Below are 12,400 nucleotides of genomic sequence, written 5' to 3' on the forward strand. Positions count from 1 at the left end.
CAGGGGTAGCGGCAGGTAGGGAAGTGGCGCAGCGGGGTCCGAGCCACGCAGGAGCGGTGCCTATTTCCGCAAACACCCTGTCACCCCGTGCCGGAGGCGCTCTACCATCGGTCTATCCGTAGCAGGCTCTCCTCCGTTTCCGCCCACTGCCCGGCCCACGCCGGCCTGTACGGCCCTACGGAGCATCGGGGGATGCACATGAACAGCGCTCCGCACCTGCTGAGCGAGGATCGCGCGGAATTCGCGCGGCTCCTCGACGAGGCGCTGCGCACCGCGGAATACCGACCGGAAATCACCTCCGCGGCGGGTAAGCACCTCAACACCGAGCAGTTGCGCACCATGGCGCTCAGCGCCACATCGGCCATCGCCGCATGCGCGACGGCCGAATACCGACACTATGTACGGCTCCGCGAGGAGCTGCGCGCTCCGGCACCCGCACCGGACGCCGGCAGCGTGGAAGGCCGTGAGGAGAAAGGCGCTTCCGCGGGCGGGCCGGGGATCGACCTCGCCACGACCGTGGGCGAGGTCGCGGAACCGGCCGGTGCCGGGCTGGCCGCGATGCTCGCGGTACTGGCACCGGTACTGGCGGGCATCGCCGCCCTCCTGTTCCTGGTCATCGGGTACGTCCTGCGGACGGTCGGCACCGACCCGGCCGCCGCCCAGCCCATGATCAGCGTGGGCTGGGTCTTCGCGGCACTCACCGCCGCGGGGGCACTCGTCGCCATGGCGAGCCTGGTCCACGCGGCCTGGCGCAACGGCTCCACCTCGCTGCGCGCCCCGCGCACCGGTGACGGCCGGGGCGGCCAGGACCGGGAGGTGGACCTCGCCCGGGACGCCTGGCGGCAGGCGCTCCTGGAACGCGGCATACTGCCGTTCCTGCGCGAGGCCCTGGCCGATCCGGCGGGCGTCAACGGCCACGGCACGGCCCGGTACGCACCGCGCCGCGGCGTCGACGGCGGCAGCCGTATCCCGTCCCTGGGCTACTCACGGCCCGACTTCACCAGTCCGGACGGCGGCCCGCCCGCCGCTCCCCGACCCCGCTTCACCAGCCCGGACTTCACCAGCCCCGACTACGGAGGTCCGGATCACCACCCTGAATAGCGCCTACGAACGATGCCGCGGGGGCCCGGTGACGGGCCCCCGCGGTGTGTGCGGCAGATCCGCCCCGATGGAGTGAAACCCGGTTTATCGGGCGGAGGTTGGGGTGGCGGGGGTCTTACGTTCGGCGGTGGAGGTGATGCTCATCATGAGCACTCATGACACACGGCCCCCACATGCGGGTCAACGGGACGCGATCGACGTCAACGATTTCGTGTACGCGGCGACAGGGGCGCGGGCACGAAGGCTGACCCTGCCGGACGGTACGCATGGGTTTCCAGCGGTGGACCTGTGCCGGCAGTTGAAGCACACCAACACCAGCGAAGCGCTGCGCAGGCATGTTCCGGAACACATGCGATGTATCGCCGGAACCCTAATTTCCCGTGAGGGTTGGAGCATGCCCGCTGGTCAAGGGCTCAGGAAGTCCATGGCCCTGGTTAGTCTCAACGGGCTGATCCGGCTGGTGAACGGGTGCGTGAAAGCCGAGTGCGAGCCGTTCAAGAACTGGATCACGGATGTGATCGTAGCCGTACAGCGGAGCGGCTCGTATTCGCTGAACGAAGCCGAAGCCCAGGCCCGTGCCCCGGGAGCTCCCACGGCCTACGCCATGCCCGACCAGGTCGCCGACGTCATCGTCCGCCTGGAACAGCTCAATCTCCGGCTCGACGAGGAGTACGCCGTTCTGCGGCGCGAGGAGATGCGGGTGTTCGGCCGGATCGCCGACTCTCTGGGCCGGATCGCTGACACGCTGGGCGCCGAGGGGCAAGCACGGGAACAGCGCGCCACCTTGACCCCCGGTGCCCTGCTCGCGGACTGGAAAAGCCGGCAGTTGGTCGTCACCGGAGTCATCTGGGCCGTAGCGGCCCACTTGGCGCCCGCGCTCGTCAACTCGGCCGTCGTGAGTTACCCGTTGCGGGAGATCGCACAACGCACCGGGCTCACCGAGCATCGCGTGCACGATTCGCTGCGGATGTTGCTGAAGCGTGGCTGCATCCGGCAGGTCGGGGTGGGTGCCGACGGGGCGCCGAGGTACACGTTGCCTCGCTGACCCGGTACGTCACGTACAGAGCGGGCCCGAAGCCGCAATCGGAACTTGCGGCTTCGGGCCCGCTCGTCGTCGCACGATAGCCGTGCTCCGGGGCTCACACCAGCCTGTGCATAACCGTTCGAGCCACTCCGCCGATCTGGTGCGAAGCGTCTGTGCCACCGACGCTTCGCACAAGTTCGCAGGTCAACCCCTGTGGATAGCGCACTGGAAGCTTCCTGAGACCGTAACTGGAGGTTACGTTCCCAGAACTCTCACTCCGCAATCGGCAGATACACCCGGTTCCCCGCCGCAGCGAACTCCTTCGACTTCTCGGCCATGCCCGCCGCCGCCTCCGCGTCCGCCGCGACCGCCAGATCACCGCCGTGCTCGCGGCGGATGTCCTGGGAGATCTTCATGGAGCAGAACTTCGGGCCGCACATGGAACAGAAGTGCGCCGTCTTCGCCGGCTCCGCCGGCAGCGTCTCGTCGTGGAAGGCGCGGGCCGTGTCCGGGTCGAGGGCCAGGTTGAACTGGTCCTCCCACCGGAACTCGAAGCGCGCGTCGGACAGCGCGTCGTCCCACTCCTGGGCGCCCGGGTGGCCCTTGGCCAGGTCCGCCGCATGGGCCGCGATCTTGTACGTGATGACGCCGGTCTTCACATCGTCCCGGTCCGGCAGGCCCAGGTGCTCCTTGGGCGTGACGTAGCAGAGCATCGCCGTACCCCACCACGCGATCATCGCCGCGCCGATCCCGGAGGTGATGTGGTCGTACGCGGGAGCGATGTCCGTGGTCAGCGGGCCGAGCGTGTAGAACGGGGCCTCTTCGCAGATCTCCTGCTGGAGGTCGATGTTCTCCTTGATCTTGTGCATCGGGACGTGTCCCGGGCCCTCGATCATGGTCTGTACGCCGTGCCGCTTGGCGATCGAGTTCAGTTCGCCGAGCGTCCGCAGCTCCGCGAACTGCGCCTCGTCGTTGGCGTCCGCGATGGAGCCGGGGCGCAGGCCGTCGCCGAGGGAGTACGTGACGTCGTAGGAGGCGAGGATCTCGCAGAGTTCCTCGAAGTGGGTGTAGAGGAACGACTCCTTGTGGTGCGCCAGGCACCACGCCGCCATGATCGATCCGCCGCGCGAGACGATGCCGGTCTTGCGGCGGGCCGTCAGGGGGACGTAGCGCAGCAGCACGCCCGCGTGGACGGTCATGTAGTCCACGCCCTGTTCGGCCTGCTCGATGACCGTGTCCTTGTAGATCTCCCAGGTCAGTTCCTCGGCCTTGCCGTCCACCTTCTCCAGTGCCTGGTAGAGGGGGACGGTGCCGATGGGCACGGGGGAGTTGCGCAGTACCCACTCGCGGGTGGTGTGGATGTTACGGCCGGTGGACAGGTCCATGACCGTGTCGGCGCCCCAGCGGGTCGCCCAGGTCATCTTCTCCACCTCCTCCTCGATGGAGGAGGTGACGGCGGAGTTGCCGATGTTCGCGTTGACCTTGACCAGGAAGTTCTTGCCGATGATCATCGGCTCGATCTCCGGGTGGTTGACGTTGGCGGGCAGCACGGCCCGGCCGGCCGCGATCTCGTCCCGTACGAATTCGGGAGAGCAGTTCTCGCGGATCGCGACGTACTCCATCTCGGCCGTGACCTCGCCCCGCCGCGCGTACGCGAGCTGGGTGACCGCGGCGCCGCCCCGGCCCCGGCGCGGCTGGCGGGGGCGGCCGGGGAAGACCGCGTCGAGGTTCTTCAGGCCGCCGCGCGGCGAGGTGTGCTTGAGGCCGTCGTCCTCGGGACGTGGCGGCCGTCCCGCGTACTCCTCGGTGTCCCCGCGGCTGATGATCCAGTTCTCCCGCAGCGGTGCCAGGCCGCGGCGGACGTCCGTTTCGATGTTGGGGTCGGTGTACGGCCCTGACGTGTCGTAGAGCGTCACGTCCTGGCCGTTGGTGAGGTGCACACGACGGACCGGGACCCGCAGGTCGGGGCGCGATCCGGTGAGGTAGCCCTTGTGCCAGCCGATCTCCTTGGCGGAGCCCTGGCCGTTTTCGGGCGTGCGTGCATCCTGCAGAGTCATGAAGACCCACTCCCTACGCCGGCATTACCCGGTAACAGGTTCGGCGGTCGACGCAGCGATGTCCGTGGCGGCGTTCCCGGCTTCGGCCGGACGTTCCGTACGGGGGTCAGCGCCCTCTCAGCCCGGTGCTCCGAGCTCCCGCGATTGCAAAGGTGACACCACGGTAGCGGCCGGTGTGGCGCGGTGAACAGGGGGCCCTGCGAGTTCTTGCGATGATCGGGCGGTGACCAGCAACGAGCCTTCGCACTCCGCGCACCACCACGATCCCGCCCCGCCGCATGGGTACGGGTACGGGGCCGAGCCCGGTTCAGGGGCCGGGCAGGAGCCCGGTCATGACCCTGGCCATGGGCACGGCGGCCCCGTTCCCAGCCACGGGCACGGCGGCCCCGGCCCCAGCCATGGGCACGGGGGCGACCACAGCCTCGGGCAGGGGCACAGCGGGCACGGACACGGACACAGCCATGGACACGGCCCCGCCGCCCCCGTCTCGCGCCATCTCCGCAAGGTCATCGCCGCGGTGCTGATCCCCTTCGCCGCCGCCGTCCTGGCCGGACTGGTCGTGCTGTGGCCGGGCGGCGCGCCCGGCCACAAACCGTCCGGTGTCGGCTTCGACCAGCCGACCGAGAAGGCGAAGGTGGTGAAGGTGGAGGAGGTGAACTGCGCCGACGTCAACGCGCAGCAGCCGCAGCAACCTTCGCAACAGCAACCGTCCTCCCCCGCGAATCCCCGGCAGGCCAAGCACTGCGAACGGGCGGTCATCGAGGTGACCACCGGCAAGGACACCGGACGGCGGTTCGAGTCGATCGTCACGCCCGACGCCACCCGGCACTACGAGGCCGGTCAGGGCGTCGTGGTCGCGTATGCACCCAAAGCGCCCAAGGACCTGCAGTATTCGGTCGCCGACGTGGACCGGACCTTCCCGATGTGGGTGCTAGCCGCCATCTTCGCCGCGGCGGTCGTCGTGGTCGGGCGGCTGCGCGGGGTCCTCGCGCTGGTCGCGCTGGTCGTGAGCTTCATGGTCCTGACGCTGTTCATCCTCCCCGCCATCCTCCAAGGGTCGAATCCCCTGGTGGTCGCCATCGTCGGGGGCAGTGCGATCATGCTGGTCGCCCTCTACATGTGCCACGGGCTGACGGCCCGTACGTCCGTCGCCGTCCTGGGCACACTCGTCTCACTGCTGCTCATCGGCCTGCTCGGCTCGATCTTCATCGGGTGGGCGCTGCTGACCGGCAACACCGACGACCAGACCGGACTGGTACACGGCCTGTATCCCGACATCGAGATCCGCGGGCTGCTGCTGGCGGGCATCATCATCGGCTCGCTGGGCGTGCTCGACGATGTGACGGTCACCCAGACCGCCGCGGTCTGGGAGCTGAAGGAAGCCGATCCGTCGGCAGGCTGGCGCAAGCTCTACAGCTCGGCGATGCGGATCGGCCGCGATCACATCGCCTCTGTCGTCAACACGCTCGTACTCGCCTACGCGGGTGCCGCGCTGCCCTTGCTGTTGCTGTTCTCGATCGCACAGAGCAGCGTCGGTACGGTCGCCACCAGCGAGGTGGTCGCCGAGGAGATCGTACGGACGCTGGTGGGCAGCATCGGCCTGGTCGCGTCCGTGCCGCTGACCACACTGCTGGCCGCACTGGTCGTCTCGGCGGACCGGGGCACGGGCGGCCGGGGCACGGGTCTGGGCACCGGCCCGGGAATGGCCCAGGACGCGGACCTCGGCACCGGTCCGGGCTCGGGCCGTGTGGTGAGCCGGGGTGACGCCCGGACTACGGGGCGGGGCGCAGGGCGGCGTGCGGGGCGGGGCGCCGGCGGAGGCGGGCGGCGACGCAAACGCTGAACCGGCCGGGCGCCTGGTCCGGGCCGACCGGTCCGGCGGCGTCCGCCCATCGCCCCGCCCGTCACCCCACCCATCGTCCCGCCCGTCATCCCGCCTTCTGCGCCTCCGAAAGAATGCGGTCCAGTGTCGAGTCGAGCGTGTCGCACACCTCTTCCTCCCCGATCGGTACGAGTCGGTCCGTACGGTCGAGAAAGGCCACCAGTGGTGGGGCGCCGGCTCGGAACAGGGCCCGTTCGTCGGCGACCTGGAGGCCGATGAAGACATCGCTGAGGTGCTCGGAGGAGGACGGCTCGATGCGTACATCGCCCTCACCGGACGGCTTGCTCAGCCCGTCCAGCAGCAACTCCCGGCTGAAGGCCCAGGTCACGGGCACGTCGCCGGGTAGGTCGAAGGTGAAGCTGACCGCATAGGGGTCCGCGCAGTCGAAGTACAGCTCCACCGGAATACGGAAGGCGAGCTCCTCGGACACGAGGAAGCTCATGATCACTTCTGCCTGAACTGTGTCGGTCATCAACACCTGCCCCGTACTTGGTCGGAGATGGCCAGGAATCGTCCCTCTTGGCCCCATTGACGCCATCGTCTGTCACGTGCAAGCGGATCACAAGGAGTGATTTTTCAGATACTGATAGAGAATGCGAGTGTCGTTAATGCCGCCTCCGACATCCTGCGTAGTCGATCGGTAACGCAGTGTAGGCGCTGAGCGTCGCTCGCGGGAAGAGAAATCGCCACGGTCGCGGCCGCGGAACCCACCTGGATCGGAATCGCCGAGCATACTGTGCCCAGGGCATATTCCTGCTGCTCATACGCGACTTGGGCGCGGCGCACGGCGTCCAGGCGGTGCAGCAGGTCGTCCTCGCACCGCACCGAGTAGGGCGTCAGCGGCTGCACCGGGTACCGGGCCAGGTGGTCCTTCCTGGACTGTTCGTCGAGTTGCGCGAGCAGGCACTGCCCGATGGCGTGCGCGTGCGCGGTGGCCCGGAAGTCCACCCACTCCTCCACCGGCGGCTGTTGCGGATCACCGGTGGTGGCCACCACCTCCGCCTCACCCTCACGGTAGACGGCGAAGTACACCGCGGCGCCGATCCGTTTGCCCACGGCGGCCAGCGCGTCGCCCATCTCGGTACGGCGGCGGCGCTCGGCGCCCGCCCTCCCGATGGAGTCGGCGGCCTCGCCGTAGACGAACACACCGTTCTCGCGCCGCAGGTAGCCCTCGTGCGTCAGGGTCCGCAGCAGGTGGTACGTCGTGGGAAGCGGCAATCCCGCTTCCCTGGCCAGTTGTTTGGCGGGCGCGCCGGCGGAGTGCGCACCGACCGCCTCCAGCAGGCGCAGCGCCCGCTGCACCGAGCCGATCAAAGTAGGGTGCGAAACGGATTCACCGTTCACCATTGCCAACGCCAACCCCCCTGGTCCGGGTTACCGGGGCGGTACGGCCCCGGGCGGGAGCCGCTCCCGCTCCGCCCGCGTCTCCCAGGGGCCCCATCGTTGACGCCCGGCCCGATGCGCCTCACTCGGTATTTTCCGGAACGTCACCATCCGGAAGACGCCTGCGAACCGCACTCTAGCTTGGCCGCCCCGGGCGGCAGGGAGTTCGGCAAGGGGGTGGGCGGAGGAGGTGGCCCGGCCGACAGTCGGCGGGCCGGCCTACATGTCGATGTCGCGCAGCACTTCGCCGGTGAAAATGCCTCACCTCGTCCCGCTCCGCTCCATGACGGAGGGGGCGGGACGAGGCGAGGCGTTGCTTGGTGAAACTGGAGGGGGCAGGCGGTGCGCGCGGAACAGGGGAAGGGCGGAGGGGGCCGGGGCGGCAGCAGCGGCAACAGCAGCGACTGGGGCGGCAGCCGCGACCAACAGGATCACGCCCGGTTCCCGGCGTACCGCTCGCCTATTCGATCACCCGGCTACTCGACCACCGGCTACTCGATCTACCAGTCGCTACGCGACGAGGAGGACGAGGAGCCCTTGAGCCTGCGCGCCAGGTAGACGACACCGGCGATCAGCGCCACCGCTATCAGCACCTTGAAGAGCAGGCCGATCAGGAAGCCGACCGCGCTGGCGATCAGGCTGCCGAACACCACCAGGAGGACGACGGGCACAGCGACCCACGTCACCCACCACGGAAGTCCTGCGAACGTCCCCTTGCCGGCCATTGCTCTGCCCTGCTTTCTGCGTGTTTCTGGCATATACGGTCGTCTGTCTGGGTTGCGCCTTTGCGCCTTGATCACACGGGTCGTGCTGTCGTGCTGGTTCTGCTGCTGGTCCTGCTGGTCGTACCGGCCCTGCACGGTGTACGTGGCGTATTGGCCGTACGTGGCGTTCACGGCCGTACGTGGCGTACGTGTCGCGCATGTCTGTCGAGCTTCGCGGCTTCCGGGCCCGGTACGGGGGCCCGGCACCCTGTCCCCCTCTACACCATCGATGCTAGAGCGGCGCGGGACGGAACGGAGGCCGCACGGCCCGGGCCCTCCCCTGAACCGACCCCTACGGGTAGGGCGCCCGGCCCCTCAGCTCTCAGGCGGAGAGAAGATCACCATGACCCGCAGGTCCTCGCTGATGTGGTGGAACTTGTGCGGCACTCCGGCGGGCACGTACACCACGCTGCCGCGCGCCACCGAGGTCGTCTCCATCCCCACGGTGATCGCCGCCCGGCCGCTGACCACCAGGTACACCTCGTCCTGCTGGTGCGGCAGCTGCGGGTCGGTGCTCCCGGCGTCGAGGGCGTAGAGCCCGGCCGACATGTTCCGTTCCCGCAGGAACTGCAGATACGCGCCGTCGTTGGCGGCCCGCTCCGCCTCCAGTTCATCGAGCCTGAAAGCCTTCATGCCGTTGGTGCCCCTCGGAGAGTCCGGATCGTCTGCGACGATCTCACCATGAAGAATTTCGTGGTCAAGACGATCGCCAATGCCGCGGCGCTTGCCGTGGCCATCTGGCTGCTGAAGGACATCACGCTGACCGGTGAGAACACCGGCCGCAAGGCGCTGACGCTGGTGCTGGTCGCGCTGATCTTCGGCGTGGTGAACTTCATCGTCAAGCCCGTGGTCAAGCTGCTGTCCTTGCCCCTCTTCATTTTCACCCTCGGCCTCATCACGCTCGTGATCAACGCGCTGATGCTGCTCCTCACCTCATGGCTGGCGGAGAAGTTCGACCTCGCCTTCCATGTGCAGGGCTTCTGGACCGCCGTGCTGGGCGGCGTGATCATTTCGATCGTCTCCTGGGCGATGCACATGGTGCTGCCCGACGACAAGGACTGATCCGTGCACGTTCCGATACCGCGTACGGCGCGCACGCGGGCCGCTGCCCCGTACGCGTACCGCGTCTGCTTCGTCTGCACCGGCAACATCTGCCGCTCGCCGATGGCCGAGGCCGTTTTCCGCGCCCGGGTCGAGGAGGCCGGCCTCGACGGGCTGGTCCTGGTGGACAGCGCCGGTACGGGCGGCTGGCACGAGGGCGACGGGGCCGACCCGCGGACCGTCGCCGTCCTCCGTGCCGCCGGTTACGAGGAGGACCACACCGCTCGGCAGTTCCAGGCCGGATGGTTCGACTCGCTCGACCTGGTGATCGCGCTGGACGAAGGCCACCTGCGCGCGCTGCGGCGGCAGGCGCCCACCGCGCGGGACGCCGACAAGGTGCGGCTGCTGCGCTCGTACGACGCTACGGCGGTCCGCTCCCACGATCTGGACGTGCCCGACCCGTATTACGGCGGTATGGCAGGGTTTGAGGAGTGCCTGGAGATGGTCGAGGCCGCGAGCGACGGGCTGCTGGCGGCGGTACGGGCCACCCTCGAAGAGGAGAGGGCTCTTGCCGGAGGGCAGGCAGCCGTCTGAGGCTGGGGGCTTGATCGACTGAGGCTGGGGCTGTGGCTATGGCCGTGGCTGTGACTGCGGCCCTGGACTTGATCGACTGAGGCAGTGGCCGTGACTGTGGCCTCGGCTCTGGATGGCAGACAGACATGGCCACGACCGCGGCCCCACGTCCGTATTCACCGAGGAGACCCGCATGACAGGCGACAGCACACGGGCCGTACGGGCCGGCCTCCCGGCGGCCGAGGCGTACGAACCGTCCCTCCCCGGCCCGGTCTTCGCCGCGCATTACCACCTGCCCGGTGACGCCACCGGCCCGTACACGTACGGCCGCGAGTCCAACCCCACCTGGACCCGCCTGGAATCGGCCATCGGGGAACTGGAGTCCCCGGACGAGTCTGCCGAGACCGTGACCTTCGCCTCCGGGATGGCCGCCATCTCGGCCGTCCTCTTCTCCTGCCTGCGCAGCGGCGACGCGGTCGTGCTCCCGAGCGACGGGTACCAGTTGCTGCCCGCCGTCCGCGAGCGCCTGGAGAGCTACGGGATCGAGGTCCGTACGGCCCCGACCGCCGGCGACGCCCAGCTCGACGCGCTCGACGGCGCCCGGCTGCTGTGGATCGAGACGCCGTCCAACCCCGGCCTGGACGTCTGTGACATCCGGCGGCTGGCGGCGGCCGCGCACGAGCGCGGCGCCCTGGTCGCCGTCGACAACACCCTGGCCACACCGCTCGGCCAGCGCCCGCTGGACCTCGGTGCCGACTTCTCCGTCGCCAGCGGCACCAAGGCGCTGACCGGCCACGGCGACGTACTCCTCGGGTACGTCACGACCCGCGACGCGGCGCTCGCCGGCTCCGTAAGGATGTGGCGCAAAACCGTCGGTGCGATCCCCGGCCCGATGGAGGCGTGGCTGGCCCACCGGTCCCTGGCCACGCTCGCCCTGCGCGTACGCCAGCAGTCCGCCGGGGCGCTCGCGCTCGCCGAGGCGCTGCGCGCACGCCCCGAGGTGACGGGGCTGCGCCACCCCGGGCTGCCGTCCGATCCCGCACACGTGGTCGCCGTACGGCAGATGCGCGAGGGCCGCTTCGGCAACGTGGTCTCCTTCACGCTGCCCGGCCGCGCGCACGCCGAACGCTTCATGGCGGCCCTGACGCTCGTCGACGACGCCACCAGCTTCGGCGGCGTGCGCTCGACCGCCGAGCGGCGTGGGCGGTGGGGCGGCGACGCGGTGCCGGAAGGTTTCATCCGTTTCTCGGTCGGCGTGGAGGAACCGGCGGACCTGATCGTGGATGTGATGGCGGCGCTGGACTCGGCGGACGAGGCGGACGAGACGGACCAGGCGGTCTCGGCAGGGGACGGCAGCTGAGACGCCGACCGAAACGAACCAGTCGACTGGGCACGACCGGGGACCAACCACCCGGCGGACCCGGTCCGTACACCGCCTGCAGGCCGCGGCCCGCAGGCCCGGGGGCCCCGGTCCGTACCAATGCCGCTACGTAAAGCAGGCTGGCAGGGTATCCCCCCTCGGCACCCTGCCAGCCCCGGTTCGCATCATTTCGAACCGCGCAGACAAGGCTAGTTGACTCAGCGTCAGTGTCCAATCACGCTGGCGACACAGCCCTATCGACAAATTTATAGTTGGGCGGTCGCCGGCATCGCGGGAACGGAGGGAGGTACGGATGGACCTCGCTTTATTACGCACGTTCGTCACGGTGCACCGAGCGGGTTCCTTCACCCGCGCCGCCGCTCTGCTGGGACTGTCCCAGCCCGCCGTGACCAGCCAGATACGCAGCCTGGAGCGGCAATTGGGCCGCCCGCTCTTCCTTCGCAAGCCCCGCGGCGTCACTCCCACCACCGTCGGCGACGAACTGGCCCACAAGGTGGCTCCCCACCTGGACGCGCTCGCCGAGATCACCGAAGCCGGGCTCGACCCGGAGTCCGCCATCCGCACCCTGCACCTCGCGGGTCCACCGGAGTTCACCTCCCAGCGCGCGTTACCGGCCCTCGCTCCGCTCATAGACCAGGGCCTCTGCGTACGGACCGCCTTCGGCCCCGCTGACGAGCTGCTGTCCGGCCTCGCCGACGGCCACCACGACCTCGCGATCACCACCACCAGGCCGCGTGGCGCGCTGCTCACCGCGACGCCGCTGTGCGACGAGGAGCACGTACTGATAGCCGCCCCGAGGTGGGCGGCCCGGCTCGGCGGCCCTGCCAACGTCCAGGCCGGGGGCATGCGCGCGCTGGCTCCCGTACCGATCGTCGAGGTGCACGAGAGCCTCCCGCTGGTCTCCCGTTACTGGACCGCGGTCTTCGAGGCACCGCCCGTGGCTTCCGCCGCCGTCATCGCCTCGGACTTACGGGCGGTGCTGGCGTGCGTGACGGCGGGCGCCGGACTGGCCGTACTGCCGCGTTACCTGTGTACGGAGGCGCTGGACAACGGCGAGGTCGTCGCCCTGCTCGACCCTCCGGTGCCGCCGCTGCGTACGTACTTCCTGGCCACACGGGCCGGTACGCTGGCGCTGCCGCACATCGCCCGTACCCATGAGTGGCTACTGCGGGCCGCCACGGACTGGTGAAGCCC

12 protein-coding genes are annotated in these 12,400 nt (G+C 69.4%); 7 read left to right on the top strand and 5 right to left on the bottom strand.

All coding sequences use genetic code 11. The features are described 5' to 3' along the window. Positions 1 to 192: 192 nt before the first annotated feature. Together ACZ53K_RS24400 and ACZ53K_RS24405 are read left to right on the top strand one after the other, a co-directional pair. Entirely contained in the window at positions 193 to 1,101 is a 909-nt protein-coding gene (locus tag ACZ53K_RS24400; protein ID WP_468840334.1) for a hypothetical protein, read from the top strand. Positions 1,102 to 1,246: 145 nt separating this feature from the next. Next, a complete protein-coding gene (locus ACZ53K_RS24405; protein ID WP_468840337.1) occupies positions 1,247 to 2,146 on the top strand; it encodes a BRO-N domain-containing protein in 900 nt (299 codons plus the stop codon). 251 nt (positions 2,147 to 2,397) lie between these two features. Here the strand turns inward: ACZ53K_RS24405 and thiC are convergent, their stop codons facing one another. After that, on the bottom strand, positions 2,398 to 4,182 hold the full coding sequence (thiC, locus tag ACZ53K_RS24410) for a phosphomethylpyrimidine synthase ThiC (RefSeq protein WP_468840340.1): 1,785 nt from the start codon (positions 4,180 to 4,182) through the stop codon (positions 2,398 to 2,400). A 223-nt stretch (positions 4,183 to 4,405) separates the two neighbouring features. Here thiC and ACZ53K_RS24415 point away from each other — a divergent pair, with 223 nt between their 5' ends. Next, positions 4,406 to 6,025, top strand: coding sequence for a YibE/F family protein (locus ACZ53K_RS24415; RefSeq protein WP_468840343.1), 1,620 nt, complete (start codon positions 4,406 to 4,408; stop codon positions 6,023 to 6,025). 85 nt (positions 6,026 to 6,110) lie between these two features. Here the strand turns inward: ACZ53K_RS24415 and ACZ53K_RS24420 are convergent, their stop codons facing one another. The 4 genes from ACZ53K_RS24420 to ACZ53K_RS24435 all read right to left on the bottom strand — a co-directional run bounded on the left by ACZ53K_RS24420 (position 6,111) and on the right by ACZ53K_RS24435 (position 8,844). Next, on the bottom strand, positions 6,111 to 6,536 hold the full coding sequence (locus tag ACZ53K_RS24420) for an SsgA family sporulation/cell division regulator (RefSeq protein ID WP_468840346.1): 426 nt from the start codon (positions 6,534 to 6,536) through the stop codon (positions 6,111 to 6,113). 104 nt (positions 6,537 to 6,640) lie between these two features. Beyond that, positions 6,641 to 7,411, bottom strand: a complete 771-nt coding sequence (locus tag ACZ53K_RS24425) for an IclR family transcriptional regulator (RefSeq protein WP_468840432.1) — start codon at positions 7,409 to 7,411, stop codon at positions 6,641 to 6,643. 536 nt (positions 7,412 to 7,947) lie between these two features. Further along, complete coding sequence (locus ACZ53K_RS24430; protein ID WP_030022921.1) at positions 7,948 to 8,172, bottom strand: DUF5326 family protein; 225 nt, start codon at positions 8,170 to 8,172, stop codon at positions 7,948 to 7,950. A 354-nt stretch (positions 8,173 to 8,526) separates the two neighbouring features. Next, entirely contained in the window at positions 8,527 to 8,844 is a 318-nt protein-coding gene (locus tag ACZ53K_RS24435; RefSeq protein ID WP_468840349.1) for a cupin domain-containing protein, read from the bottom strand. Between the two features lie 48 nt (positions 8,845 to 8,892). Here ACZ53K_RS24435 and ACZ53K_RS24440 point away from each other — a divergent pair, with 48 nt between their 5' ends. The 4 genes from ACZ53K_RS24440 to ACZ53K_RS24455 all read left to right on the top strand — a co-directional run bounded on the left by ACZ53K_RS24440 (position 8,893) and on the right by ACZ53K_RS24455 (position 12,395). Continuing rightward, the gene (locus ACZ53K_RS24440) at positions 8,893 to 9,273 is read left to right on the top strand and encodes a phage holin family protein (protein ID WP_468840352.1); all 381 of its coding nucleotides are present in this window, start codon (positions 8,893 to 8,895) and stop codon (positions 9,271 to 9,273) included. A 3-nt stretch (positions 9,274 to 9,276) separates the two neighbouring features. Then, positions 9,277 to 9,846, top strand: coding sequence for a low molecular weight protein-tyrosine-phosphatase (locus tag ACZ53K_RS24445; protein WP_468840355.1), 570 nt, complete (start codon positions 9,277 to 9,279; stop codon positions 9,844 to 9,846). A gap of 172 nt (positions 9,847 to 10,018) precedes the next feature. Then, positions 10,019 to 11,185 carry a cystathionine gamma-lyase gene (locus ACZ53K_RS24450; protein ID WP_468840358.1) on the top strand — a complete coding sequence of 389 codons (1,167 nt, stop codon included), beginning with the start codon at positions 10,019 to 10,021 and terminating at the stop codon, positions 11,183 to 11,185. A gap of 313 nt (positions 11,186 to 11,498) precedes the next feature. Then, entirely contained in the window at positions 11,499 to 12,395 is an 897-nt protein-coding gene (locus ACZ53K_RS24455; RefSeq protein WP_468840360.1) for a LysR family transcriptional regulator, read from the top strand. Positions 12,396 to 12,400 lie beyond the last annotated feature (5 nt).

It is taken from the genome of Streptomyces sp. NPDC033221, assembly GCF_055577005.1.

Bases quoted from the DNA above. Each gene is read 5' to 3' on its own strand.
- ACZ53K_RS24425 (WP_468840432.1), bottom strand. From the start codon at position 7,411: ATGGTGAACGGTGAATCCGTTTCGCACCCTACTTTGATCGGCTCGGTG.
- ACZ53K_RS24440 (WP_468840352.1), top strand. From the start codon at position 8,893: ATGAAGAATTTCGTGGTCAAGACGATCGCCAATGCCGCGGCGCTTGCC.
- ACZ53K_RS24435 (WP_468840349.1), bottom strand. From the start codon at position 8,844: ATGAAGGCTTTCAGGCTCGATGAACTGGAGGCGGAGCGGGCCGCCAAC.
- thiC (WP_468840340.1), bottom strand. From the start codon at position 4,182: ATGACTCTGCAGGATGCACGCACGCCCGAAAACGGCCAGGGCTCCGCC.
- ACZ53K_RS24430 (WP_030022921.1), bottom strand. From the start codon at position 8,172: ATGGCCGGCAAGGGGACGTTCGCAGGACTTCCGTGGTGGGTGACGTGG.
- ACZ53K_RS24405 (WP_468840337.1), top strand. From the start codon at position 1,247: ATGAGCACTCATGACACACGGCCCCCACATGCGGGTCAACGGGACGCG.
- ACZ53K_RS24450 (WP_468840358.1), top strand. From the start codon at position 10,019: ATGACAGGCGACAGCACACGGGCCGTACGGGCCGGCCTCCCGGCGGCC.
- ACZ53K_RS24455 (WP_468840360.1), top strand. From the start codon at position 11,499: ATGGACCTCGCTTTATTACGCACGTTCGTCACGGTGCACCGAGCGGGT.
- ACZ53K_RS24400 (WP_468840334.1), top strand. From the start codon at position 193: ATGCACATGAACAGCGCTCCGCACCTGCTGAGCGAGGATCGCGCGGAA.
- ACZ53K_RS24420 (WP_468840346.1), bottom strand. From the start codon at position 6,536: ATGACCGACACAGTTCAGGCAGAAGTGATCATGAGCTTCCTCGTGTCC.